We start from the raw sequence: 24,177 nt of genomic DNA, 5'->3' as shown, positions 1-24,177 counted from the left end.
AGAGCTTGGCCGAGCCTGCCGTGCTCCCGCGGGCCCGCGGCCGCGGACGCCGTAGACTGGTGGATCGGCCAGTGTCTCCCTGGCCCCTGGCAGCCCCTGGCCCACTCATCTACGGGAAGTCGCAACGTGTCGCTCACGATCGGAATCGTCGGCCTGCCGAATGTCGGCAAGTCGACCCTTTTCAACGCCCTGACCAAGAACGACGTGCTGGCGGCCAACTACCCGTTCGCCACGATCGAGCCGAACGTCGGCGTGGTCGGCGTCCCCGACGGCCGCCTCGCCAGGCTGGCGTCGATCTTCAAGTCGGAGCGCATCCTTCCGGCCACGGTCGACTTCGTGGACATCGCGGGCATCGTGCGCGGCGCCTCCGAGGGTGAGGGCCTGGGCAACAAGTTCCTCGCGAACATCCGCGAGTCCGACGCGATCTGCCAGGTGATCCGCGCCTTCAAGGACGAGAACGTCGTGCACGTCGACGGCAAGGTCTCGCCGAAGGACGACATCGAGACGATCAACACCGAGCTGATCCTCGCCGACCTCCAGACCGTCGAGAAGGTCCTGCCGCGCCTGCAGAAGGAGTCGCGGATCAAGAAGGACGTGGCGCCCAAGGTCAAGGCGGTCGAGGAGGCCAAGGAGATCCTGGAGAAGGGCGACACCCTCTTCGCACACGGCATCGTCCAGGGCAGCGAGCGCGCCGAGCCGCTGCACGACCTGCACCTGCTCACCACCAAGCCGTTCCTCTACGTCTTCAACGTCGACGAGGACGAGCTGGTGGACGAGGAATTCAAGAACGAGCAGCGCGCCCTGGTCGCCCCCGCCGAGGCGATCTTCCTGAACGCCAAGCTGGAGGCCGACCTCGCCGAGCTGGACGAGGAGGAGGCGCTGGAGCTGCTGCAGTCCGTCGGCCAGGACGAGCCCGGCCTCGCGACCCTGGCCCGGGTCGGCTTCAACACCCTCGGCCTGCAGACCTACCTCACCGCCGGCCCCAAGGAGTCCCGCGCCTGGACCATCAAGAAGGGCGCCACGGCCCCGGAGGCGGCCGGTGTCATCCACACCGACTTCCAGAAGGGCTTCATCAAGGCCGAGGTCATCTCCTTCGACGACCTGGTCGAGGCCGGCTCGGTCGCCGAGGCCCGCGCCAAGGGCAAGGCCCGCATGGAGGGCAAGGACTACGTCATGCAGGACGGCGACGTGGTGGAGTTCCGGTTCAACGTGTAGTGCCTGATTCCTTGATCGGCTAACGCGGCTGATCAGGGCATGAATCCCCAGGTCAGGGGCCAGATCATCGGGTCTGGCCCCTTCCTGTTTTCTCCTGCGGATTCAGGCTGTTTCTGGGTCTTGTGCTGACTTGGTGCTGACCCTGGCGGCGACTCTCAGAAGCGACCTGGGGCTCCGGTGGGAGAGGGGAGGACAGCCGAAGGGATTGACCCGGACGAAGCGACGGCGGACCGGTTTCCCGTTCTGGAAACCCGAACCTCTTGTTGTGCAGGCCGCCAGCTGGAAACGATGAACGGGACACCGGAGCGCGGGAACGAGGGGGCACCGTATGAGGCTGACGAAGCTGGCCACCACCTGTGAGAACGGGGACTGTCCCACCCTGTATGCGACCGACAAGGGAACCCTGATCGTGCAGGGAGGCGTGCCGACGGGACACGGTCTCGACGTGCCGGAGGGCGAATCCCTGGTGGAAATCCCGATGGACCTCATCCGGAAGGCAATCCGTGATCAGCGCATCTAACGACCTGGCTGCCCGCTTTTCCACCTTCCAGGAGGAGGCGTTCCGGCTGGAGACTCTCGACGACTACAGCAACTCGGGCAACCCTGCCGCCTTCCGTGCCTTCCTCGCGGGGGAGACCAAGCCCGCCGACTACAACGCAGACTGGCTGGAGACCGTGCGAAAGGCGACGGAGAGCGGCAAGCGCATGGTGCGCGTCCACGTCCTGTCCCGCCCGCTCACGCCGTACCTCCGCTACGAGCTGAGCTGGGGTTACCAGACGAACATGACGGCGGGTGAGGAGTTCCACATCCTCGACACGACCGACCGCCCGAATCCGCTGGAGGGTGTGCCCGATTTCTGGCTCTTCGACGGCCGCGAGCCTGTGGTGCTCAACTACGACGAGAACGGCGCGTTCACCGGGCCGACGTTCGTCCCGGCACCGGGGGCGTTGCCCACGGGCGAGGAGTCCGAGTACGCGACGTATCGAAGCGTCGCCCTGGCCATGTCGGTGCCCTTCACCGAGTGGTGGGGGAAGCACGGAGCAGCGTGAATCAGGCAGAACTCGGTGCCGCGCTGCGGGCGCTGCGGCAGGCGTCCGGCAAGGAGGCCAAGGTCGTCGCCCGCAGCGCAGTCATGTCGACCGCCAAGCTGTCGAAGATCGAGAACGGCCGTGTCGCCCCGGCGACGGCGGACGTGGAACGCATCCTCACGGCTTTGGACGTGTCCCCGGAGATCAAGGCCGAGTACCTCGCTGCAGCCCGCGCACAGGCCACAGAGGCAACCGCATGGCGCCTCTTTCGGCGCATGGGCTACCACAAGAAGCAGCAGCAGATCAGGGCGTTGGAGTCCTCGATGACGCTCCTGCGCCTCTTCCAGCCGTCCCTGGTTCCCGGTCTGCTCCAGACGCCCGAATACATCCGGGCAGTGTTGGAGCCGAAGGGCCTCACAGACGAACAGCTCTCCCGTACGGTCTCCGCCCGGATCGAGCGGCAACGCGTCCTGTACGACACCAGCAAAGCCCTGCACTTCGTGGTTACGGAACCCGTCCTGCGCTGGCGTCTCCTTCCGCCCGCGATGATGGCGGGCCAGCTGGACCGCATCGTGTCGGTGTCCCGCCTGCCGAACGTGGACGTGCGCGTGGCCCCCCTCGACGCGCCGCAGCGCGACGTGCCCGGTCACTCCTTCGTCATCCGGGACGACCGTGTGGTGACGGTCGAGACGACACACGCCGAGGTGGTCGTCACCGACCCACGGGACGTCTCCCTGTACGTCGAGAAGTTCGACCGCTTCGCCTCCGTGTCCCTTGCCGGGGACGCAATGCGCGACCTAGTCGAGGGCATCCGGGACGCGTTCTTGCACGAACGGGAAACGCCCTAGCTTCGGCCCCTAGGACCGGCTGACCATGGCCTTCTCGACGAGATGCGGGGAGGCATACGAGATGCACGGAGAACCGTCGACGCTGCCGGAGCCGGTGGCTTCTTCCCTACCGCCGGCACGGCCAGAACCCGTCCCGGGCTGCCGGGACTGCCTCGGCCTCGCGGTACAACGGGCCAACGCCGGGTCGGTCTGGGACTACTCCAAGGTGTCCGACATGAACGTGACCCTGCGCGCCCACCTGCGGGACGCGCACGGGGGCGAGTGATGCCCCGCGCTGTGCTGCGGTACGTCACGCATCGGATCACCCAGCACCCAGACACCGACGTGACGTTCGAGGCCGAGTGCCTCCGCTGCGACTGGTCGGCGACGCCTTCCGAGGACGGGGCGGCCGTGGACATCGAGTGCATGGGGCACACGGGACGCACCGGCCACGAGGGATTCAGGCGGGTGTGCACGTCGTTCGCTCTGGTGGTGCGGGCGGGGTGACGGCGACCCGAGCGTCCCCTGCTTCAGTTGCCGTCAGACGCGCTGGAGGCGACGCCGACGGCCCCCAGCACGCGACACAGACACGGGCCTCCGTATGAGATCGAACAGGACGAAACCTATGGCGAAGCGTTCCGAGCCGAAGAAGACGATGACCAAGGAGGAGTGGATCGAACAACAGCTGGCCAATGCCCCGGATTGGACGGCCGAGGATGTCTGGTGGGTGCTCAACAGGTTCGGCTTCCCGACGGAACAGGTGGAGGCGGCCTACCAGGCGATGCTCCGGGAGAAGGAGGAACGCTCCTCAAGGCGCACAGCTGGAGCCCTGAGCTTCATCGCGGCTCCAAGGCTCCGCGCCACTCGGCGAGCCGATCAGCCTTCCTGGCTCACGAAACGGGCTGTGTTCAGCTGAGCGGGGATGCGCAGGCCAGGAACGGCCCGGCCGCCCGGCTCCATGTTTCTCCCCTGGCGAGTGCTGCCGCGCCTTCCGTGCGCAGCGACGTGACCACGGGGGTCAGGAAGTCCGTACGCCAATGCTGCACGGCCTCCGGCTTCATGCCGCTCGCCTCGACCGAGGCCCCCACCCTGGCTTCGAGTACGGCCGCGCCCTGCGCGGCGTCGTCCCCGGTCCACTCGTCCACGTGCTCGGCCACCAGGGCCCACCACAGCTTGATCATGCGCGGATCGTACGGACGGTGGCGGGCGGCGTGAAGAGCCAGAGGTGCGAGCGGGGGTGGGGGTACGACCCCCGAAGGGGCCCGTCGTCGGCCGCCGCGTCTTAGCAGCTCGGGTTCTGCCACGGTTCCAGGGGCGACGGGGCAGCTGTGGCGCTCCCTCCGGCGGCGATAGAAGCCGCAGGTCAGCGCCGATCCAACCGTTCTGCAGGGCATCCGTCGGCACTGCACAGGAATGAGAAGCGCTCAGGCCGCGACTTCACCGGGGTCCTCGTCCTCGTCTTCCGAGGAGCCGCCCCGCTCGTAACCCGACACGTCGATCTCGCGGCCGTCTGCGAGCCGTCTCTTGTGCGGGGCAACGTTGTGCTTGGTGGGCGGGTTCCGCTGCTCCTTCTTCTCTGCAGAGTCGGCGGCCGACCCGGTGTCCAGGGACTCCTCGGCGATGTTCTGTTCCTCGGCATGCCTAGCGGCCAGGACGGCGACGGCCAGAGCCGCGCTGCCGACCGTGCCGGCCACGGCGAGGATCTTCGGCTTGTGCTTGCTGACCCAGCCCTTCGCCTTGGCGAAAGAGGTGGGCTCGCCGTCATCGGGGATGGGGTCGCTGGGCGTGGAGTCAGTCACGGGCACAGATCTACCGGACCCGTCCCTCGCCTGTCAGGCAATCACCCGACATCGCCCGATCAGGTTCCGTGGCGCTCGTACGTCTTCGAGTCTTCGCGAAGGTGCATCCTCTGGCCGCCGCAGCGGATTGCCGTCCTCGCTCTGTGGCCCGCCCGCCGGACGGCGTCGGCCGCGAGGTGCCTCTCTTCCCATAGAGGGCAGCTCTGCCGCTTTCTCTACTACGCTTCCCGCGTGGACTCGGCTGCCGCTTGCGTGGAACTCGCATCGACGGCTGGAAACGGCTGCGCGACGTGCGTCACGCCGCAGGCATCAGGGTTGGCGGCCCGCGCGACCGCCATGACATATCGGGAAGAAGAGCCTTGGCCCTCAAGAAGACAGACCTCTACAGCTCGCTCTGGAAGAGCTGCGACGAGCTGCGCGGCGGGATGGACGCCGGCCAGTACAAGGACTACATCCTCACGCTGCTCTTCGTGAAGTACGTCTCCGACAAGGCCAAGGCCGACCCCGACAGTCTCATCGACGTCCCGTCCGGCGGCTCCTTCGACGACATGGTGGCCGCCAAGGGCGACAAGGAGATCGGCGACCGCTTCAATAAGATCATCAGTCGGCTCGCCGAGGCGAACGATCTGCGGAACGTAATCGACCTCGCCGACTTCAATGACGAGGAGAAGCTCGGCAAGGGCAAGGAGATGCAGGACCGCCTCTCCAAGCTCGTCACGATCTTCAGCGACCTTGACTTCCGAGGCTCCCGTGCCGAGGGCGACGACCTCCTCGGTGACGCTTACGAGTACCTGATGCGCCATTTCGCCACGGAGTCCGGCAAGAGCAAGGGCCAGTTCTACACCCCCGCCGAGGTATCCCGTGTTCTGGCCAAGGTGGTCGGCATCACGAAGGAGACCCGCCAGGATCAGACGGTTTACGACCCGACCTGTGGCTCCGGCTCGCTGCTCCTTAAGGTCGCTGCTGAGGCGCCGCGCGGCATCACGATCTACGGCCAAGAGAAAGACAACGCCACGTGGGCGCTGTCCAAGATGAACATGATCCTGCACGGGAACGCGGACGCCGACATCCTCAAGGGTGACACGATCACGAGCCCGCAGTTCACCGACGGCCAGACGCTGAAGACCTTCGACTTCGCCGTGGCCAACCCGCCGTTCTCGATCAAGTCCTGGAGCAACGGGCTGGAGCACGAATACGGCCGCTTCGAGTACGGCCGACCGCCGGAGAAGAACGGCGACTACGCCTTCCTGCTGCACATCCTCAAGTCGCTCAAGAGCAAGGGGAAGGCAGCGGTCATCCTCCCGCACGGTGTGCTCTTCCGGGGGCACGCCGAGGCGGACATTCGTCGGCGTCTGCTCAACCAGGGGTTCATCAAGGGCATCATCGGCCTTCCCGTGAACCTCTTCTACGGAACCGGCATCCCCGCCTGCATCATCGTCCTGGATAAGGAGAACGCCGTCGGCCGGACCGGCGTGTTCATGATTGACGCTTCCAGGGGCTTCATGAAGGACGGCCCGAAGAACCGGCTGCGCAGCCAGGACATCCACAAGATCGTCGACGTCTTCACGCGGCAGACCGGGATCGACCGCTACTCGCGCATGGTCCCCCTGTCGGAGATCGCGGACTCGAAGAACGACTACAACCTCAGCATCTCCCGTTACATCGACTCCTCCGAACCCGAGGACCTTCAAGACCTCAACGCCCACCTGCACGGCGGCATCCCCGACCGCGACCTCGACGCGATCGGCGGTTACTGGGACATCTTCCCGCAGCTGCGCGCCCAGCTGTTCCGGCCGAACCGTCCCGGCTACAGCGACCTGACCATCGACGTCAGCCAGGTTCAGCAGGCGATCCTCGACTCGCCCGAATTTCAGAAGTTCACCGACGAGGCTCGCGATCTCACCACCGAGTGGTTCGATTTCCATCGTGAGCGTCTCGAGAAGATCGACGCCGACACGCAGCCCAACGACCTCATCGCCGCCCTCGGCGATGACCTGCTTGCCCGCTTCAAGCCGGTGCCGCTGGTGGACGAGTACAACGTCTACGAACAGCTCATGACGTACTGGCACGACGTCGTGCATGACGACGTCTTCATGATCATGAACGATGGTTGGCTCGCTGCCGCCAAGCCGCGCAAGATCGCGGTGGACAAGAACCGCAGGCTCTCGGAGTCCCCCGACCTCGTGGTGGGCTCGGGTCGCAGCGCTACCAAGTACAAGCTGGACCTCATTCCGCCGGCCCTGGTCGTCTCGCGCTACTTCGCGGCGGAACAGGCCAAGGTCGATGAGCTCGTCATGTTGGCGGAGGATGCCAGCCGCGCGGTCCAGGACTACGTCGAGGAGCATGCCGTCGAGGGCGGGCTGCTGGCGGACGCAATGGCAGACGACAAGATCAACAAGGCCCTCGCCTCGGAGCGCCTGAAGAAGGCGCGACACGAAGGCGCTGACGCTGACGAGGTGGCGGCGCTGGCGCATCTGATCAAGCTGTACAACGCGGAGGCCGTAAGTAAGAGGACCGCCAAGGAGGCAGAGGCGGCGCTTCATCTCGCAACACTGAAGAAGTACGGCGAGCTCACCGAGAGCGACGTGCGGACACTCGTCATGGACGATAAGTGGCGCGCCGTGATCACGGCGCGAGTGGCCTCCGAAGCCGAGGCGCTGACGCTCGCTCTGGTGAGCCGTATCAGGGAGCTTGGGGAACGCTACGCAGAACCCATCGATGCTCTCGGTATCGCGCTGGGGAAGCTCGAGGCGAAGGTTGCAGGGCATCTCGCCGACCTGGGGGTCAAGCCGTGACGATGACGGGCGGGGACGGCGGGGAGCAGGGCATCCCCTGGAAGCGGGTGGCCCTTGACCGTGTCGCCGCGAGAGGCAGCGGACACACCCCGAACAAGAAGCGTGCGACCTACTGGAACGGCGACATTCCTTGGGTTTCGCTCAAGGATGCCTCCAGGCTGGATCGAGGGCTGATTTCGGCAACGGCCGAGAGTATTACGCACGCGGGACTGGCCAACTCGTCGGCAGTGGTGCATCCCGCAGGTTCGGTTGTTCTTCTGCGGGATGCCGGAATCGGGAAGGTTGCCGTACTTGGGGCCGACATGGCTGTCAGTCAGCACTTTATGGCGTGGCATTGCGGCCCTCGCCTCAATAACTGGTTCCTCTACTACTACCTCGAGTCCATGAAGGCCGAGTTCGAGCGGATCTCGAACGGGAGCACGATCAAAACCATCGGAGTCGAGTATTTTCGACAGCTGAAGGTGCCGCTGCCAGCGATCGAAGAACAGCAACTGATCGCTCGGATGCTTCGCGATGCCGACGGGCTCATTGCTGCGCTGGAGCGCATGATTGCAAAGAAGCAGGCGATCAAGCAGGGGCTCATGCAGCAGCTCCTGACCGGTCGGATGCGCCTGCCCGGATTCACGCAAGCGTGGAGTCGTCGCAACCTCTCGGAACTCCTTCGCCCTCGTTCTGAGTTCAACTCTTTGTCCGAGAATCTGACCGTTCTGACGTGCACAAAGAGCATGGGTTTCATGCGTTCCCTGGACTACTTCAAGAACCAGGTCTTCAGTCGCGATCTCAGGGGTTATCGGGTTATCTATCGAGGTGATATCGGGTACCCTGCCAATCATGTCGAGGAGGGGTCGATCGGAGTTCAGGAACTTGAAGACCGGGCGCTTGTGAGTCCTATCTACGTGGTCATGGAACCCGGCTCCGGTGTCGACAGCTACTTCCTGCAGCGCATGCTGAAGCTCGATACTTATCGGCAGAAGTTCTCGCGGGCCACGAACGCTTCTGTGGACCGCCGGGGCAGCTTGCGCTGGCCGGAATTCTCTCGCATTGAAGTGTCTGTTCCACACATCGAAGAGCAGCGACGTATCAGCTGTGTGCTCCGGGACTCGGAGCTGGAGATCGCGAAGCTGGAGCGGAGGCTCCGCGTTGCGCAGGATGTGAAGCGGGGAATGATGCAGGAGCTCCTCACGGGAAGGAAGCGCCTGCTCGTCCAGGGGGAGGATGGCGAATGAGCGACGTCGGACAGGTCGAGCGTGAGGCGCAGAACCGGGTCGTGCGACTGTTCGAGAAGCGGTTGGATTATCGCTACCAGGGCAGTTGGGAGTGCCGAGACGGCAACTCGCACATTGAGGTGGAGCTGCTGGATGCGAACTTGCGCGCCCGCGGTTACGACGGCGTCCTCGTCGGCAAAGCGATCGAGCGGCTAAAGAAGGCCGCGGCGCTCGGTGGTGGGCGCAACCTGTATGAGGCCAACCGTGATGTCTACGAGCTGCTGCGTTACGGGGTGAAGGTCAAGCCGGGCGCTGGCGAGCAGTATGAGACGGTCTGGCTCATCGACTGGAACGACCCGCAGACCAATGACTTCGTCGTCGTGGAGGAGGTGACGATTGTTGGGAAGCAGACGAAGCGGCCCGATATCGTGCTCTACGTCAACGGCTTAGCTCTGGTGACCTTGGAACTCAAGCGCTCCCGGGTCGCCGTGAGCGAGGGCATCCGACAGACCATCGGGAATCAGAAGCCTGAATTCATCCGGTCGTTCTTTTCCACCGTCCAGCTCGTGCTCGCCGGCAACGACGTGGAGGGCCTGCGCTACGGCGTCATCGATACGCCTGAGAAGTACTGGTTGCAGTGGAAGGAGCCCTCCGACGTTGAGGAGCCGCTGGACCGGGCTCTGCTTCAGATGTGCGATAAGGAGCGGCTGCTTGAACTGATCCATGACTTCACCGTCTTCGACTCCGGTGTCCGTAAGGCGTGCCGTCACAACCAATACTTCGGCGTCAAGGCTGCGCAGGAACGTATTGGCCGTCGTGAGGGCGGCATCATCTGGCACACCCAGGGGTCGGGGAAATCGCTCACGATGGTGTGGCTGGCGAAGTGGATCCGGGAGCACCAAAACGACTCCCGAGTCCTGCTGATCACCGATCGCACCGAGCTGGACGAGCAGATCGAGAAGGTCTTCAACGGCGTCAACGAGCAGATCTATCGCACCAGTAGTGGCGTGGACCTCCTGGACACTCTGAACAAGTCTGCCGAGTGGCTCATCTGCTCCCTCGTGCACAAGTTCGGTAGCTCGGCGGATGGTAAGGACGGATCGAAGGCCGACAACGAGTTCATCAAGGAGCTCAAGGCCAGGATCCCTAAGGGCTTCAAGGCCAAGGGCAACCTCTTCGTCTTCGTCGACGAGGCCCACCGCACCCAGTCCGGCATGATGCACGACGCGATGAAGGACCTGTTGCCGGGCGCCATGTTCATCGGGTTCACGGGGACGCCGCTGCTCAAGGCGGACAAGGCCACCAGCATGGAGAAGTTTGGGTCGTTTATCCACACCTACAAGTTCGACGAGGCCGTCGAGGACGGCGTCGTGCTCGACCTTTGCTACGAGGCCCGCTCCATCGACCAGCACCTGACATCGCCGGCGCAGGTGGACAAGTGGTTCGAGGCCAAGACCCGCGGCATGACCGATCTGTCCAAGGCGGAGTTGAAGAAGCGCTGGGGCACGATGCAGAAGGTCGTCTCCTCCGAACCCCGGGCGAAGCAGATCGTGCAGGACATCCTGCTCGACATGGAGACCAAGCCCCGCCTGATGGACGGGCGCGGTAACGCCATGCTCGTGGGCGAGAGCATCTACCAGGCATGCAAGTTCTACGAGCTGTTCTGCAACGCGGGCTTCCGAGGGAAGTGCGCCATCGTCACCAGCTACGCCCCGAGTCCAGGAGATATTTCCAAGGAGGACTCCGGCGCAGGCCAGACGGAGAAACTGCGTCAGTACGACATCTATCGAAGGATGCTTGCCGACCACTTTGGCGAGCCCGAAGACGCCGCCATGACGAAGGTCGACCAGTTCGAGAAAGAGGTCAAGCGGCAGTTTGTCGAGGAGCCCGGTCGGATGCGCCTGCTCATCGTGGTCGACAAGCTCCTGACCGGGTTCGATGCGCCAAGCGCCACGTACCTCTACATCGACAAGAAGATGAGCGATCACGGCCTGTTCCAGGCGATCTGCCGGGTCAACCGACTCGACGGAGACGACAAGGAGTTCGGCTGCATCGTCGACTACCGCGACCTGTTCAACTCCCTACAGGACGCCATCACCGACTACACGTCCGGGGCACTCGACGGGTACGAACCACAGGACATTGAGGGCCTGCTGACTGACCGGATCGAGAAGGGGCGAGAGGCTCTCGACGAAGCGCTGGAACGAATCCGCGCGCTCTGCGAGGTGGTTGCGCAGCCCCGGAACACGCTCCAGTACCAGCAGTACTTCTGTGCGGCTGATCCCGGCAACGCCGAGCAGCTCAAAGCCAACGAGCCCAAGCGTGTCGAGCTCTACAAGGCCGTTGCCGCGGTTACGCGGGCTTTCGCTAACCTGGCCAACGACATGGAGGCCGCCGGATACACCAGCCAGGAGGCCGAGGAAATCCGTGCTGAAATCCGGCACTACACGGATGTCCGCGACGAGGTGAAGCTCGGAGCCGGTGAGGACGTCGACTTCAAGCAGTACGAGGCCGGAATGCGGTTCCTGCTGGACACTTACATCCAGGCGGACGCGTCCGAGACTGTGTCCGACTTCGAGGACACCGGCCTCGTTCAACTCATCGTCGAACTGGGCGGCGGGGCCCTCGACAAGCTGCCAAAGGGAATCAGGAACAGCCCTGAGGCCGTCGCCGAGACGGTCGCCAACAACATGCGCAAGCTGATTATCGAAGAGCATGCGACGAACCCGAAGTACTTCGACAAGATGTCGGAGCTGCTCGACGCCATAATCGAAGAGCGGCGCCGAGGAGCGATCGAGTACCAGGACTACCTCGCCAAACTGCTGGAGACTGCCGCGCAACTCGGCAGAGGAGAGTCCGACGACCCGCACAAGTATCCCGCCTGGGCCAATAACGGGGCGAAGCGGGCTCTGGTCGACTTCTTCCTCCCTGATGAGCGACTGGCTGTCGAGGTCGACACCGCAGTGCTTCACTCCAAGCCGCATGCATGGGTGGGTAACCCGTTAAGGGAGCGGAAGGTTCGGAACGCGCTGAAGCGAGCGCTGCCTGACGATTTCGACCGGCTTGATGAGCTCCTTGAACTGGTGAAGGCAAGGCATGAGTACCACTAGCGCCCATCTCGCGGTCCGGGGCATTGACGTCCACGTGGTCTACAAGGACATCAAGAACCTGCACATCGGCGTCTACCCACCCATTGGGCGCGTTCGGGTGGCCGCTCCTCAGCAACTGGATGACGATCAGGTCCGCCTGGCCGTCATCCAGCGGTTGCCGTGGATCAAGCGTCAGCAGGATCAAATGCGCTCGGCTGAGCGTCAGTCGGTGCGCGAGATGGTCAGCGGAGAATCCCACTACGTGTGGGGTGTGCGACGACGCCTGAAGGTCATCGAGCGGCCGGGACGCCCGCATGTAGAAATCGACGGCGACCGAATGGTGCTCTACGTGCCGAGCGGGACGAGTGAGGAGCGCCGTCGTGACCTGCTCGACCGGTGGTGTCGTGAGCAACTCCGTCAGGCGATCCCAGCGCTCATCGAGCGCTGGGAGACCAAGCTAAAGGTTTCCGTGCCGTGGTGGGGTATCCGCCGGATGAAGACCAAGTGGGGCTCCTGCAACCGGGAGACCCGCCGCCTGTGGTTCAACTCCGAACTGGCCAAGAAGCATCCAGAGTGCCTTGAGTACGTCGTCGTTCACGAGATGGTCCACTATCTCGAACGGGGACACGGCCAGCGCTTCGCCCGGCTGATGGACGGCTTCCTGCCGGACTGGCGTAGTCGCCGCGATCGCCTGAATGCCGCACCGCTCTCTGACGAGCTATGGACAGGGCGTTGAGTGCAGCGAGGACTGCTTGTGTCCGGACGGAGCTTGCTCCACGACAACAGCCTCATGTCTGCCCTGAAGCCCGGAGAGATCGTGGACGCACTTCCGTTGCTCGAAAATATCGAGTGACGTTTATCAGGTATGCGAGTTAAAGAGGGGGGTCTCGCTTCCCCCTCGGTCCCATCAGATGACGATGACGCGGAAGGTGCTGACCCCATGGCGAAGCTTCGGTTGACCGTAGGGCGGGGGCACGTCGAGGAGCTGGCACGCCTGCGTCATCCCGTGGGAGCCGTCGAGGAACTGATCTGGAATTCTCTCGACGCGGACGCCGAGACTGTCACCGTTGTGCTTGAGCGCAACGACTTCGGTGGAGTCGACCGGGTCGCCGTGATCGATGACGGCACTGGTATCGCGGCGGAGAAGTGCAGCGACTACTTCGAGCAGATCGGTACGTCCTGGAAGAAGCGCACGCAGGTCAGCGAGGTCAAGAAGCGCGTGCTGCACGGGAAGAACGGGCGGGGCCGAGTCAGGGCCTTCGCGCTCGGTAGCGAGGTTCGCTGGACCAGCGTGAGCGGGATGCAGGGGATCCGCCGGCGCGTGGTCATCGAGTCCGATCGCGACTCCATGGACGAGTTCGACGTCAGCGATCCCGAGCCGACGGCTGATGCGACGGGGACGATCTTCGAGGCGTTCGGAGGGGAGGACCTACAGAAGCTGACCGAGGACGCCGCCCGTACCGCGCTCACTGCTGCCTTCGCGCTCCATCTGGAGGCGTACCCGGACATCTGCATCACCTACGACGGGACGCGGCTGGATCCGGCGTCGGAACAGGTTCACGTCGATACGTACGAGGTGGCGTCTCCGCCGGGCAGTTCTCACCCGGCGGCGCAGCTGAAGATCATCGAATGGTCGCGTCCGTACTCCCGGGCTCTGTTCCTCTGCGACGGCCGAGGTATGTCCTTGGCGCAGCTGAAGCCGGAGATCCAGGCTCCGGGCTTCCACTTCACGGCGTACCTGTCTTGGTCTGGGTTCGAGGACGATTCGGTCGGTGACCTCGCCTTCGCAGATTGGATGCCGGAGGGGCCCGCTGCCGAGGTATTGGCCGAAGCCCGGGAGCGCATGCGTGAGCACTTCCGTTCCCGCGCCGACGAGCGCCGTCGTGAGCTCGTTGACTCGTGGCGTGCGGAGGGCTTCTACCCGTATACAGGCGAGCCCGGCAACGACCAGGAGCGCGCGGAGCGCGAGACCTTCGACGCCGTGGCGACCGCGGTCGTCCGGCACTTGCCGGCGAGCAAGAGGGCGCAGAAGGTGTCCTTCGCGCTTCTGCGTTCCGTCCTGACCCACGAGCCGGGCGAAGTGCTCCGTATCGCCGAGGAGCTCTTCGCGCTCTCCAAGCAGGAGCAGGCGGAGCTGAGCCGTCTGCTGGACCGTACCCCGCTATCGGCCTTGATCAAGGCATCGACCGCGACGACCGGACGCCTCGACTCCTTGTCGGCTCTGGAGCACCTCGTTTTCGATCCCGTGGCCAAGGGACGGGTCAAGGAGCGCACGGAGTTGCACCGGATCCTGGAAAACGAGTGCTGGATCTTCGGTGAGGAGTATGGGCTGCACGTCAGCGACCGCAGTTTGAACGAGGTGCTGAGACAGCACTGTCGTCTTCTCGATCGGGACACACCTGCACCGGCTCCCGTTCTGAGGGAGGACGGGCGTCGGGGGATCGTCGACCTGATGCTGTCCCGTGCTGCCCGGCAGCGGAAAGGGGAGCGTCACCACCTCGTGATCGAACTCAAGAGGTCGAATGTCACACTCGGCATGTCCGAGTTCACGCAGATCAACAGCTATGCACAAGCGGTCATGAACGACGACAGGTTCCGGGACCCCAAGGTGACCTGGGACTTCTGGCTTGTGGGCAATGCCATGGACGACGGTCTTCGCCAACTCGCCCACCAGCAGGACCGGATGCCTGGATGTGCTGTCAACCAGCCCACGTACCGGATCTGGGTACGAACCTGGGGCGAGATCATCGAGGACGCCCAGGAGCGGCTCCGCTTCTACAGCGAGCAGCTTGAGTATCAGTCGTCGACCGAGCACGCCATGGACTATCTGATCAGGGAACACACTGACGCGGTTATGGATCTGGTGGGCGACGGTACGGTGCCCGCGGCCAGGGCGGGGGACAGCGGAACGATCGGAGCTGCCGCCACTTCGTGAGGCCCCATCCCTACGGCGGTGAAGGGCAACGGCGGAAGGGCATGGGTAGGGAGCAACGGCGTCAGAAACTGGACGTGAGCCTCACCGACTCCTGACGAGTGGGCCGCATCCGCGGCCCCGAGGAGGCAGCGGCAAGAGCAAGTACGCAAGTCGAGCCTCGTAAGTCGTCTACGTGAAGAACGGCCGATAGGCCGCTTCCTGGTTGGGCTTCTTTTCGGCTTGACGTACTTGCTCTTCGCCGCTGCACAGGCTTACGGCTTCGCCGCTGGACGCAATCGCGTACTTGCGTAAGAACTCCTATCGCAATGACGTCAGGCGCCTCCAGCAGATGAGCGCGCATCCGAGGGTGAGGAAGGCTTCGTGGATGTCGTCGCGGATCTCCCAGCGGATCCGCAGACGGCGGAACCAGTGCAGGTGGGCGAATGCGCGTTCCACGACCCAGCGTTGGGTGCCAAGTCCGGAGCCGTGTTCGGTGCCGCGTCGGGCGATCAGTGGCTTCACGCCCAGGTCCCGGACGAGCCGGCGGTACTTGTCGTGGTCGTAGCCGCGGTCGCCCAGCACCACGTCCGGGCGGCGTCGGGGCCGGCCTCGCTTGCCCCGCACCGGCGGTATCGCCTCCAGCAGAGGGATCAGCTGGGTGACGTCGTTGCGGTTGCCGCCGGTCAGCGTGGCGGCGAGCGGGATGCCGGTGGCGTCGGTGATCAGGTGGTGCTTGCTGCCGGTTCTGCCCCGGTCAACAGGGCTTCGTCCGGTCTTGGGACCCCCTTTAGCGCGCGGATGTGGGAGCCGTCGACGGCCGCTCGGGAGAAGTCCAGGGCGTTCGCGCTGCGGAGCTTGGCAAGGAGGACCTCGTGCAGTCGGGGCCACACGCCGGCCCCGGTCCACTCGGCCAGGCGTCGCCAGCAGGTCATGCCCGAGCCGAAGCCGAGTTCCTGCGGCAGGTGTTCCCAGGAGATCCCGGTGTGCAGGACGAACAGGATGCCCTGGAACACCAGCCGGTCCGGATGCCGCTTGCGCCCTGGGTGCCGGGCCCGACGCTCGACCTTGGGCAGCAGCGGTTCGATCACCGCCCACAGCTCGTCGTCGACTTCCCACGGCTTCGGCCGTGCCACTTCGCACCCCCAGATCATCGCTGCCGTAGTGATCCAACCACCTCGAAGATCATTTCGTTAGGAGTTCTAATACTCCAGCAGCGGTTCGTGTCCTGAGCTGGTGGTTGTCGTTGTCCTGGTATGGAGGGGATGAGTGAAGCCGCTTGCTGGGCCGGCGAGTTGGAGTTGGTGTTCGCTCGGGTGGCGGGCAGGTTCACTCGGGCGGATCTGCGGTGGCGGATGCGGGACTACGTCCGTGGTCTGCTGGGGCGGGCGACACGCAAGAACGGCTGGCAGCTTGCGGAATGGGCAGGTCACCGCACTCCGGACGGCTTTCAGCGGCTGCTGAACAGCAGTGTCTGGGACGCGGACGCCCTGCGTGACGACGTCCGTGCCTACGTCGCCGAACGGCTCGGACCGGGCGGTGTGCTGATCATCGACGACACGGGATTCATCAAGAAGGGCACCACCTCAGCCGGGGTCAGTCGGCAGTACACCGGCACCTCAGGAAAGATCGACAACTGTCAGATCGGCGTGTTCGGCGCCTACGCCACCAGCTCAGGCCGGGCCTTGGTGGACCGGGAGCTCTACCTGCCCAAAGCCTGGACGTCCGACCGTGACCGCTGCCGGGCGGCCAAGATCCCCGACGGGCGAGGCTTTGCGACCAAGGGGGAACTGGCCCGGGACATCGTCCGCCGCTGCCTGGCCGCCGGCCTGCCGGCGTCGTGGGTGACCGCGGATGAGGCCTACGGGCAGGACTGGCACTTCCGCCGCCTGCTCGAGCAGACGGGCGTCGGCTACGTGGTGGCGGTGCCCAAGTCCCAGCAGATCAAGTCCCTGGCCGGCATCTGGCGCATCGACCATCTCATCGATGAAGCACCCGATGATGCCTGGCAGCGGCTGTCCTGCGGTGATGGGGCGAAGGGCCCGCGGATCTACGACTGGGCCGGGGCCAAGTTGCCCGCCAACATCATCTTCGATCCGGATCCGCCGACCCATCACCGGTGGGTGATGGCCCGCCGCAGCCTGTCCGACCCCGAAGATGTGGCCTACTACCTGGCCTACGCACCCGTGGGTGTCGAGATCGCCGAGCTGGTCCGCATCGCCGGCTCCCGCTGGGCGATCGAGGAGTGCTTCCAGGCCGCGAAGAACGAGTGCGGCCTGGACGAGTACGAAGTCCGCCGCTATGTCGGCTGGTATCGGCACATCACCCTGGCCATGCTCGCCCACGCCGTCTTGGCCGCACTCGCAGCACAAGCCCAGGCCGGCGGGGAGGCAAAGGGGGCTGCAGAAACGGATCAGCCACCGTCCCGCTCACCGTGGCAGAGATCCGGCGGCTCCTGGACACTCTCCTGCCCCACCCACGAGCCGACCGCGATCCCATCACCCACGCACTGAACTGGTCCGCCTGGAGAAGACACCGCCAGGCCATCGCCCGCCGCTGCCACTACCGAAAACGCACCTCAGGCCACGAACCGCTGCTGGAGTACTAAGTCGTCTTGCTCGTTCAACGGCTCCTTCGGGGAGCCGCTGCCTTTGTCTGGCGGGCTTCGAGGCCTCGGGCTTTCGTAGTCCCCCAGTGGCCTGCGTGCTGGTCGGCCACAGGCCGCCAGTGTCCAGAGATCCTGACGTACTTACGTAAGTAGAAGGAGGAGCGAGGCTTGCCGAGCGGAGCGAGGTAGCTGGTGGTGGTGACACTTCCTGTAAGGGGGCTGCATCACCACCACCACGGATCAGGCGGGCTCGGAGCGCCTCCGGATCCAGCGCCCGTCGACGTACTCCAGGGCATCCCTGAGCTTGGGACGAATGGTCTCCAGGCTCTTGCCGACCGTCGGGGCGTACCGCTGGGCGAGCGGCCTGTAGTTCGTCTCCTCCGGCTGCTCCTCGATGATCCGCGCTGCGAGCACTTCGTCCCAGGGCTTCGCCTTCGGCATGTCGACGGCCTTGATCTGGGGCCTCGCACGCTCCCAGACAGGGACCTCGCTGGTCGCGCTGGCCCGGTGCACGGTGACGTCGAGGTTGAGGTCTTCCCGGGCGCGATTCATCTTGACTTCGATGCGCCGCCCGCGCTTGCCGGAGTTCCTCAAGGTGATGATGCCGCGAGCGCCGGCCGCGATCGCCCGTCCGCCGATGGGCGAGGATGCGACGCTCATTCCCTCCGCCGTTCCCTTCGGGGTGTGTGTCACCACCAGCACGGGGATGCCCATGTCCGTGATCGGGCGCAAGCTGTGCCCGAACCGTTGCGCTGTCACCGGGGATGAGATGTCCTCACCCGGTGCGAGCGCGCCGAGCATGTTGTCCAGGACGAACAGGCCCGGCCTGATGTCCGCGAGGTCTTCGTAGATGCCCTTCCAGTAGCCGGAGTCCCCCGCGTCCCGGACGGGGAAGATGGTCACAGAGTCGTCCGGTACGGCACCGTCCAGCCGCTCCTTCAATTCCTCCGCCGCGCCGTCGTCGGTCAGGCCGTAGACGATGTGGTCGATTCTTTGATGTAGCGGCAGGCCGAGGAACGTCGGCTCGCCGTTGAGCAGGGCTATGCCCATGCCCGCGCTGAGCAGCGTCTTGCCCGCCTTGGGCTCGCCCGCCAGCAATGTTGTCCGGGTGGTGAGGAGGTCGCCGATCAGGAACGCGTCCTCGTACGGGACCCGCTCGATCTCGTGGAGCTGCCGCCCCTTGTCCTTGATGGCTCCCACCGTGCGTGGCCGTCCTTCCTTTGAGCGGAGCGGCACAGGTGTGCGCCGCTGTCTCCCGCCGGGTGGCGGGATCATGTGACCTCCATTCGGTCGGGTACGGGTGAGAGGACCGCGGGTCAGGCCGAGGCCGGGCACTCCCGGTCGAGCCAGCGGTCGACCTCGGACATGCGAAAGCGCAGGCTGCCGCCGACCTTCCGGGACGGGAGGCCGAGTATCCGGTGGTTGTTGTAGATCCAGGCGGGCTTCTTGCCCAGGTACTCAGCCAGTTCGTCAACGGTCATCAGGCGGTTGTGGTGCAAAGGCGGACTCCTTCGGTTCGGCGTACCGGCATCATCCTGAGCGATGTGTCTGGTTCTGTCAAAGCCGGATGTGTCACATCTAGACTTGACTCGGGTTGAATGGGCTCGTACGTTTATCGCATGGAGATCACACGTAGCCCTGACGGTCCGCCGTCGCGTGCGGGCATCGAGATTCATCGGCGTATCGGATCATGGAAGGTGACGATGTGGCGGCCAGCCGACTCCGTGGGCGGTGGGCCGCAGGAGATTCGGATCGAGCCGCACGAAGACGGCGACCTGCAGGAGATCGCCCGCGGCCTGTCCAGCACGGTGCTCCGGCAGATCGACACCAGATCGTTCGTGGAGATGCTCGACGCAGCTCCGACCGGTATTGACCAGGCAGTGGAGGAGGAAGCAGGACTCCTGCGTGGGTGGCTCGCCGACGCGCCCAGAGGGGTCACCGATAGGTACCTGGCCATGCTCTCGGCGGTCTATGTGCGGGTCGTCGAGATCGGCGAGCGGGCCCCGATCCAGGCGCTTGAGGAGATTACGAACATCAAGCAGGCCACGCTCAAGGGGCACCTGCGCGCTGCACGGAAGCGCGGCTTCCTGACCAAGGTCGAGGGCAAGGCGGGCGGACAGCTGACGGAGAAGGCCAACGAGGTGCTCAGGGGGATGAAGAGTGGCCCAGGTACTGAAGAAGTGTGATTGCCAGAACAAGACCCGGTGCGCGCACCTGTGGACAGTTCGGTACCGAGAGCCCGGTGGGCGGACGGGGCGTCAGCGGGAGAAGTCGTTCCCCACGAAACGGGAGGCCGAGAGCTTCGGCGTCAAGGCGGAGAACGACAAGCGGGCCGGGGTCTACATCGACCACCAGCTCGGGCAGATCTCCATGCGCAAGTGGGCGGAAGAGTGGCTCGCGCAGCACCAGGTGAACGAGTCGACCCGACGGAACTACCGGGGCTTCATCTCGAACCACCTGGTTCCCGCGCTCGGTGCCCGCACCCTCGCCAGCGTCACCATCCCGGATGTGAAGAAGCTTCAGACGGCCATGGTGAACGGCGGATTGGCGGCATCGACAGTCAACGACCGCATGAACATCCTGCGCGCCATGATGGCGACGGCCGTCAAGGAACGGCGCATATACGAGAGCCCGTGCGACGGGGTGCCGCCGATCAAGACGGCAGGCGCCGCCGTCGACCCGGACGAGATACCGACGCTCGGGGAGGTGTACGCCATCGCCGCCGCCATGTCCGATCAGTACCGGCTCACGGTGTGGCTCCAGGCGGGTGCTGGGCTGCGTATCAGCGAGGCTCTCGGGCTGACCTCCGACTGCCAGCGAGACGGCTTCCTGCGGCTGCGCCGGCAGATCAGCGCCAAGGCGAATCAGGGTGACTGCGTGACCCGCTTCGTGCCGCTCAAGCACCGTACGGCGGATGAGTACCGGGACGTGCCCACGCCGACGTTCCTTGACCAGGAGATCGGCAACCACCTGAAGCGCTGGGGCACGGTCGAGGTCGACGGCGTAGAGGCGCTGTTCGCACCGCGTGAGCGGGGCAAGGGGAAGATGCCCACGGCGTCGACGTACGGCTATCACTGGCGGAAGGCGTGCGTGGCGGCGGGCGTGGTCACCCCGGACAAGAAGCCGAGGTACACCCCGCACTCCCTGCGCCACTTCTTCGCCTCGACTGCGCTTGCGAACGGCGTCCCGATCCACGAAGTGAGCCGCTGGCTCGGTCACCGGAACATCAAGACCACCGTCGACACGTACGGGCACCTGGTGCCGGAGGCGTGGGACCGGTGCCGGGACGTGATGCAGCAGGCGCTCCGGCCGTCGCCGGTACGCGCCGTCGCAGTGGCGGCATGACGTGCTGACCCGACGACACGGTGCTGACTTGGTGCTGACCCTGCACCCCTTCGAAGGGCTGAAACCCTTGGGAACACTGGGGAGGGAGGAGCTCCATGAACGTTCCGCTTCAACGTCTGACGTCTCGTCAGAACCTGTGCCTGGCCCGCTTGTCGGCGGACCGGGCACGAATTCCCGTCCGCAGGGAGCCCCGTCCCGTGATGAGGGGCGGTGGCAGGCCCGGTCGGCGTGGCAGTGGCACTGCCTCAGACCTTGACGACCTCCACGGAAGGGCCGCGCAGGAGCGTCGGGTCCCCGGGGTCGGACGTGAGGACGGTGGCCGGCCGGGGTGCGATGCGGGCGATGACGGCGAAGGCGGCATCGACGGTACTGGTGACCATGGGGGTGACAGGCGCGCAGAGGCGCGGCGGCCCGGTCGGTGATCTCCTCGGTGACGTCGTGAACGTCGACGCGGGAGAGGACCCACTTGACGCGCGCCGGGCGGATGCGCTCGCAGTCGGCCTCAAGAGTGGTCATGACGCTGGTGGCGACGCGGATGTCCTCCTCCAGGGCCGCTCGGACCAGAGCCACGACATACGGTCCTTGCGGTAGAGCTTCGAAAGGCCTTCGCCGTCGAGCAGGAGGCTGCCTGGCATCAGGCGGCGGCCCCGCCGGCCTGGCGGTGGTCGTGGCGCAGCAGCGCCCGGGCGGCCTCGACCTCCTCACGGGTGAGAGCTTCGTTGCCGGTCTCGGAGTCGGCGACGATCTCCCGGAGCTTGTCCATGGCGACCCGTTGTTCGAGGGGCTCGGCGACGTAGGCGGAGAAGCCGCCGGGCCCGACGCGGGCGCGTACGGCCTCGGCGAGGTCCCCGGGCAGACCGATGGAGTACTTCCTGCTACCGCTCATACCGCCGGTCTCACCGGTGGTGGGCCTTCGGTGGTGAACAGCTTCTGCGGGTCCCATTGATCCGCGCCGCCTCCTCCCGCACCCGGGAGGTCGCACGCAGGGGGCCTCCGACCTGCGGCAGCGCGGATCAGGCGCCCCGTCCGACGGGACATCGGTACCTTGTCCGGCCTGGAGGGGCACCCCGTCCAGGCCCGGAGTGGGCGGTGGGAGGAGACGTGCCGGACGGCTCCCGACCGTGCCGGACGTGTGGTGGGCAGCGCCTTCCGGTATCGCGTTTCCGCAGGTCGGATGCCTGCGCGGCATGTTCCACCCCGACGTGTGAGAGGCGCGGCACCACCTCGCCGGCCGGAGCGCGCGGGCGTGCCGCACCCTCCGGAGCCGGGGCCGGAGCGGAACGGCTCCGGAGGCCGACGGGGGACCCCCGTCGGGTCAGGCCAGGTCGCTGACGATGTCGAGCAGCGCGTTCGTGGCCCGGCGGTGCAGGGTGTGGCCGAACGTCACGCGTGTCGCGCCGAGGGCGCCCAGCTCGGCGGGGGTCGGCCCGTCCGGCAGGCACAGCGCGTTCACCGGGCGGCCCACGCACGCGACGATGTCGGGGAGCAGCTCGGGCGGCGCGAAGATGGGGTAGACCACGTCCGCGCCCGCCTCGGCGTAGCGGCGGGCACGCTTCACGGCGGACTCCACCGAGCCGTCCCCGAACAGGAACGTGTCGATGCGGGCGTTGACGACCAGCCGGTCGCCCGCCTCCACGCTGACCTCGGCCAGCCAGTCGGCGTGCCGGTCGGCGTCCTTGACCTGGCCGGCGTCGGAGTCCTCCAGGTTGCAGCCGACCGCGCCGGCCTCGAGCAACCGCTCGACGATCTCGCGCGGGGACAGCCCGTAGCCGTCCTCGATGTCGGCGGTCACGGGGACGTCCACGGCGCGGGTGATGCGGGCGACGGCGGCGAACATCTCGTCGGGCGGGGTGTGCCCGCCGTCCTCGTAGCCGAGGACGGCGGCGACGGCCGCACTGGACGTGGCGAGCGCGGCGTGGCCCGCGCCGGCGAAGACGCGGGCGCTGACCGCGTCCCACACGTTGGGGATGACGAGCGGTGACGCGGCGTCCCCCCGCTCGTGCATGCGACGGAACTCTTCGGCGGGGGTGAGACTCCGCATGGGTTACCTCCTGCTGAGCTGGTACTCGGCGTACAGATCGGCCAGCTCCCATGCCAGGTCCAGCGACTGACTGCGGTTCAGCCTGGGGTCGCAGGCGGTCTCGTAGCGGGTCGGCAGGTCGGTGGGAGTGACCGGGTAGGTGCCCCCGAGACATTCGGTGACGTGTTCACCGGTCAGTTCCGTGTGGACCCCGCCGGGGTGGGTGCCGAGCGCGCGGTGCACCTCGAAGAAACCGCGGAGCTCGTCCACGATGACGTCGAGGCGGCGGGTCTTGAACCCGCCGTCGGCGACGAAGGTGTTGCCGTGCATGGGATCGCACACCCAGATCACGGGTGAACCCGCCGCGGACACCTTGGTCACCAGGTCGGGAAGGACGTCGCGGACGGCGTCGGCTCCCATGCGGGCGACGAAGGTGAGGCGGCCGGGCTCCCGGTCGGGATCGAGCCGGTCCACCAGGGCGAGGGCGTCGTCGGGGGTCGTGGTGGGGCCCACCTTCACGGCGATCGGGTTGCGGATGCGGGCGACGTAGTCGATGTGGGCACCACCGAGCTGGCGGGTGCGTTCACCCACCCACACGGTGTGGGCGGACAAATTGTAGGGGCCGGCCGGGGTGCCGCGGGTCAGGGCGCGCTCGTACTCCAGGACGAGGGCCTCGTGGCTGGTCCAGAACTCGGTGCGGCTGCGCGCCGCCAGCGCGCGCAGCAGGTTCAGCGTGGTCGCCGACACCCGGTGGGCCCGGGCCAGGCGGTCGGGCTGCGGGGTGCGGGACCCGGCGGTGAAGACGGAGCCGTTGACGAGGTCGCCCCGGTAGGCGGGCAGCGTCACGCCGTCCCGGGTCTCGTGGGTGCCGGAGCGCGGCTTGGCGTACTGGCCGGCCATGCGGCCGATGGTGACGACGGGCGCGACGGCCGCCTCGGCGATGACGGCGGCCATCTGGTTGAGCGTGCGGAACTTGGCGTCGACCTGCTGCTCGCCGGCCCCGTCGAAGGTCTCGGCGCAGTCACCGCCCTGGAGGATGACGGCCTCGCCGCGGGCGACGGCGGCGAGGCGGTCGCGGAGCGTGTCGCACTCCTGCGGCAGGACCAGGGAAGGGGTCCGGCCGAGGTGCGCGGCGGCTTCGGCGAGGGCCTCGGCGTCGGGCCACTGCGGCTGCTGGGCGGCGGGCAGGTCCGACGCCGGGAGGGGGTGCGGGGTGGGTACGGAGTGCGGGTGCCCGGGCCCGCGGCCGTCCGGCGGGGCCGCCGCACCGGTGGTGCGGTGAGCGGCCCCGGCCGGGCGGCCGCTCGGATGGCTGGTGTCGATGGGGTGCTCGGC

The 24,177-nt window shown here is 66.1% G+C and carries 23 protein-coding genes and 1 pseudogene; 15 read left to right on the top strand and 9 right to left on the bottom strand.

All coding sequences use genetic code 11. The features are described from left to right. Positions 1–126: 126 nt before the first annotated feature. From ychF to QQY24_RS11035, 7 genes are all read left to right on the top strand, one after another. Positions 127–1,215, top strand: a complete 1,089-nt coding sequence (ychF, locus tag QQY24_RS11065; protein WP_301972501.1) for a redox-regulated ATPase YchF — start codon at positions 127–129, stop codon at positions 1,213–1,215. 328 nt (positions 1,216–1,543) lie between these two features. Further along, positions 1,544–1,735, top strand: a complete 192-nt coding sequence (locus tag QQY24_RS11060; protein ID WP_030145782.1) for a hypothetical protein — start codon at positions 1,544–1,546, stop codon at positions 1,733–1,735. After that, entirely contained in the window at positions 1,719–2,264 is a 546-nt protein-coding gene (locus QQY24_RS11055; RefSeq protein ID WP_129811119.1) for a DUF6879 family protein, read from the top strand. The genes QQY24_RS11060 and QQY24_RS11055 overlap by 17 nt, the downstream gene beginning before the upstream one ends. Continuing rightward, positions 2,261–3,091 carry a helix-turn-helix transcriptional regulator gene (locus QQY24_RS11050; RefSeq protein WP_301972500.1) on the top strand — a complete coding sequence of 277 codons (831 nt, stop codon included), beginning with the start codon at positions 2,261–2,263 and terminating at the stop codon, positions 3,089–3,091. The genes QQY24_RS11055 and QQY24_RS11050 overlap by 4 nt, the downstream gene beginning before the upstream one ends. Positions 3,092–3,152: 61 nt before the next feature. Further along, entirely contained in the window at positions 3,153–3,356 is a 204-nt protein-coding gene (locus QQY24_RS11045; RefSeq protein ID WP_030145785.1) for a hypothetical protein, read from the top strand. Beyond that, the gene (locus tag QQY24_RS11040; protein ID WP_248777562.1) at positions 3,356–3,577 is read left to right on the top strand and encodes a hypothetical protein; all 222 of its coding nucleotides are present in this window, start codon (positions 3,356–3,358) and stop codon (positions 3,575–3,577) included. The genes QQY24_RS11045 and QQY24_RS11040 overlap by 1 nt, the downstream gene beginning before the upstream one ends. Before the next feature lie 118 nt (positions 3,578–3,695). Then, positions 3,696–3,986, top strand: a complete 291-nt coding sequence (locus tag QQY24_RS11035) for a hypothetical protein (RefSeq protein WP_301972498.1) — start codon at positions 3,696–3,698, stop codon at positions 3,984–3,986. Here QQY24_RS11035 and QQY24_RS11030 read toward each other — a convergent pair. Together QQY24_RS11030 and QQY24_RS11025 are read right to left on the bottom strand one after the other, a co-directional pair. After that, positions 3,979–4,251 carry a hypothetical protein gene (locus tag QQY24_RS11030; protein WP_301972497.1) on the bottom strand — a complete coding sequence of 91 codons (273 nt, stop codon included), beginning with the start codon at positions 4,249–4,251 and terminating at the stop codon, positions 3,979–3,981. The genes QQY24_RS11035 and QQY24_RS11030 overlap by 8 nt on opposite strands. A 243-nt stretch (positions 4,252–4,494) precedes the next feature. Then, a complete protein-coding gene (locus QQY24_RS11025) occupies positions 4,495–4,869 on the bottom strand; it encodes a hypothetical protein (protein ID WP_301972496.1) in 375 nt (124 codons plus the stop codon). A gap of 359 nt (positions 4,870–5,228) precedes the next feature. Between QQY24_RS11025 and QQY24_RS11020 the strand changes: the two genes are divergently transcribed. The 5 genes from QQY24_RS11020 to QQY24_RS11000 all read left to right on the top strand — a co-directional run bounded on the left by QQY24_RS11020 (position 5,229) and on the right by QQY24_RS11000 (position 14,893). After that, positions 5,229–7,664, top strand: coding sequence for a class I SAM-dependent DNA methyltransferase (locus tag QQY24_RS11020; protein ID WP_301972495.1), 2,436 nt, complete (start codon positions 5,229–5,231; stop codon positions 7,662–7,664). Positions 7,665–7,666: 2 nt separating this feature from the next. Further along, entirely contained in the window at positions 7,667–8,890 is a 1,224-nt protein-coding gene (locus QQY24_RS11015; protein ID WP_301976208.1) for a restriction endonuclease subunit S, read from the top strand. After that, positions 8,887–11,979, top strand: coding sequence for a type I restriction endonuclease subunit R (locus QQY24_RS11010; RefSeq protein WP_301972494.1), 3,093 nt, complete (start codon positions 8,887–8,889; stop codon positions 11,977–11,979). The genes QQY24_RS11015 and QQY24_RS11010 overlap by 4 nt, the downstream gene beginning before the upstream one ends. A 34-nt stretch (positions 11,980–12,013) precedes the next feature. After that, the gene (locus tag QQY24_RS11005; RefSeq protein ID WP_301972493.1) at positions 12,014–12,694 is read left to right on the top strand and encodes a M48 family metallopeptidase; all 681 of its coding nucleotides are present in this window, start codon (positions 12,014–12,016) and stop codon (positions 12,692–12,694) included. Between the two features lie 204 nt (positions 12,695–12,898). Further along, positions 12,899–14,893 (top strand): ATP-binding protein, encoded by a 1,995-nt coding sequence (locus QQY24_RS11000; RefSeq protein ID WP_301972492.1) that lies wholly within the window; start codon positions 12,899–12,901, stop codon positions 14,891–14,893. Positions 14,894–15,190: 297 nt separating this feature from the next. On the opposite strand, the gene QQY24_RS10995 is transcribed toward QQY24_RS11000, so the two are convergent. Continuing rightward, positions 15,191–16,023 (bottom strand): IS5 family transposase gene (locus QQY24_RS10995; RefSeq protein ID WP_301972491.1). Its coding sequence is split into 2 segments (ribosomal slippage): positions 15,191–15,663 and positions 15,663–16,023, totalling 834 coding nucleotides; the frame shifts between segments, so codons are not numbered across the junction. 102 nt (positions 16,024–16,125) lie between these two features. Here QQY24_RS10995 and QQY24_RS10990 point away from each other — a divergent pair. Further along, on the top strand, positions 16,126–17,382 hold the full coding sequence (locus QQY24_RS10990; protein WP_301970740.1) for an IS701 family transposase: 1,257 nt from the start codon (positions 16,126–16,128) through the stop codon (positions 17,380–17,382). Between the two features lie 335 nt (positions 17,383–17,717). Here the strand turns inward: QQY24_RS10990 and QQY24_RS10985 are convergent, their stop codons facing one another. Then, positions 17,718–18,677, bottom strand: coding sequence for an AAA family ATPase (locus tag QQY24_RS10985; protein WP_301972490.1), 960 nt, complete (start codon positions 18,675–18,677; stop codon positions 17,718–17,720). 116 nt (positions 18,678–18,793) lie between these two features. Next, on the bottom strand, positions 18,794–18,958 hold the full coding sequence (locus QQY24_RS10980; protein WP_159024987.1) for a helix-turn-helix domain-containing protein: 165 nt from the start codon (positions 18,956–18,958) through the stop codon (positions 18,794–18,796). A gap of 138 nt (positions 18,959–19,096) precedes the next feature. Here QQY24_RS10980 and QQY24_RS10975 point away from each other — a divergent pair, with 138 nt between their 5' ends. Together QQY24_RS10975 and QQY24_RS10970 are read left to right on the top strand one after the other, a co-directional pair. Then, positions 19,097–19,663: a hypothetical protein gene (locus QQY24_RS10975; RefSeq protein WP_301972489.1), complete on the top strand. Its 567-nt coding sequence runs from the start codon at positions 19,097–19,099 to the stop codon at positions 19,661–19,663. Next, positions 19,638–20,822, top strand: coding sequence for a site-specific integrase (locus QQY24_RS10970; protein ID WP_301972488.1), 1,185 nt, complete (start codon positions 19,638–19,640; stop codon positions 20,820–20,822). The genes QQY24_RS10975 and QQY24_RS10970 overlap by 26 nt, the downstream gene beginning before the upstream one ends. Positions 20,823–21,067: 245 nt before the next feature. On the opposite strand, the pseudogene QQY24_RS34745 reads toward QQY24_RS10970, so the two are convergent. From QQY24_RS34745 to QQY24_RS10950, 4 genes and pseudogenes are all read right to left on the bottom strand, one after another. Then, positions 21,068–21,457, bottom strand: a pseudogene (locus QQY24_RS34745) (DNA-binding protein). Then, positions 21,457–21,708: a hypothetical protein gene (locus tag QQY24_RS10960; protein WP_301972486.1), complete on the bottom strand. Its 252-nt coding sequence runs from the start codon at positions 21,706–21,708 to the stop codon at positions 21,457–21,459. Before QQY24_RS10960 ends, QQY24_RS34745 begins: the two are co-directional and overlap by 1 nt. 429 nt (positions 21,709–22,137) lie before the next feature. Further along, positions 22,138–22,827 carry an isocitrate lyase/phosphoenolpyruvate mutase family protein gene (locus QQY24_RS10955; RefSeq protein WP_301976207.1) on the bottom strand — a complete coding sequence of 230 codons (690 nt, stop codon included), beginning with the start codon at positions 22,825–22,827 and terminating at the stop codon, positions 22,138–22,140. A 39-nt stretch (positions 22,828–22,866) separates the two neighbouring features. Beyond that, positions 22,867–24,030, bottom strand: coding sequence for a 3-deoxy-7-phosphoheptulonate synthase (locus tag QQY24_RS10950; RefSeq protein ID WP_301976206.1), 1,164 nt, complete (start codon positions 24,028–24,030; stop codon positions 22,867–22,869). Positions 24,031–24,177: the final 147 nt, after the last annotated feature.

The sequence above is a fragment of the Streptomyces sp. TG1A-8 genome (genome assembly GCF_030499535.1).
Lineage (GTDB): Bacteria > Actinomycetota > Actinomycetes > Streptomycetales > Streptomycetaceae > Streptomyces.
Note: the sequence above shows the minus strand (reverse complement) of the source record. Positions and strands in the feature narration are given on the sequence as shown.

Bases quoted from the DNA above. Each gene is read 5' to 3' on its own strand.
- QQY24_RS11035 (WP_301972498.1), top strand. From the start codon at position 3,696: ATGGCGAAGCGTTCCGAGCCGAAGAAGACGATGACCAAGGAGGAGTGG.
- QQY24_RS10975 (WP_301972489.1), top strand. From the start codon at position 19,097: ATGGAGATCACACGTAGCCCTGACGGTCCGCCGTCGCGTGCGGGCATC.
- QQY24_RS11040 (WP_248777562.1), top strand. From the start codon at position 3,356: ATGCCCCGCGCTGTGCTGCGGTACGTCACGCATCGGATCACCCAGCAC.
- QQY24_RS11060 (WP_030145782.1), top strand. From the start codon at position 1,544: ATGAGGCTGACGAAGCTGGCCACCACCTGTGAGAACGGGGACTGTCCC.
- QQY24_RS10990 (WP_301970740.1), top strand. From the start codon at position 16,126: ATGGAGGGGATGAGTGAAGCCGCTTGCTGGGCCGGCGAGTTGGAGTTG.
- QQY24_RS11000 (WP_301972492.1), top strand. From the start codon at position 12,899: ATGGCGAAGCTTCGGTTGACCGTAGGGCGGGGGCACGTCGAGGAGCTG.
- QQY24_RS11015 (WP_301976208.1), top strand. From the start codon at position 7,667: ATGACGGGCGGGGACGGCGGGGAGCAGGGCATCCCCTGGAAGCGGGTG.
- QQY24_RS11030 (WP_301972497.1), bottom strand. From the start codon at position 4,251: ATGATCAAGCTGTGGTGGGCCCTGGTGGCCGAGCACGTGGACGAGTGG.
- QQY24_RS10980 (WP_159024987.1), bottom strand. From the start codon at position 18,958: ATGACCGTTGACGAACTGGCTGAGTACCTGGGCAAGAAGCCCGCCTGG.
- QQY24_RS11010 (WP_301972494.1), top strand. From the start codon at position 8,887: ATGAGCGACGTCGGACAGGTCGAGCGTGAGGCGCAGAACCGGGTCGTG.
- QQY24_RS10955 (WP_301976207.1), bottom strand. From the start codon at position 22,827: ATGCACGAGCGGGGGGACGCCGCGTCACCGCTCGTCATCCCCAACGTG.
- QQY24_RS11045 (WP_030145785.1), top strand. From the start codon at position 3,153: ATGCACGGAGAACCGTCGACGCTGCCGGAGCCGGTGGCTTCTTCCCTA.
- QQY24_RS10960 (WP_301972486.1), bottom strand. From the start codon at position 21,708: ATGAGCGGTAGCAGGAAGTACTCCATCGGTCTGCCCGGGGACCTCGCC.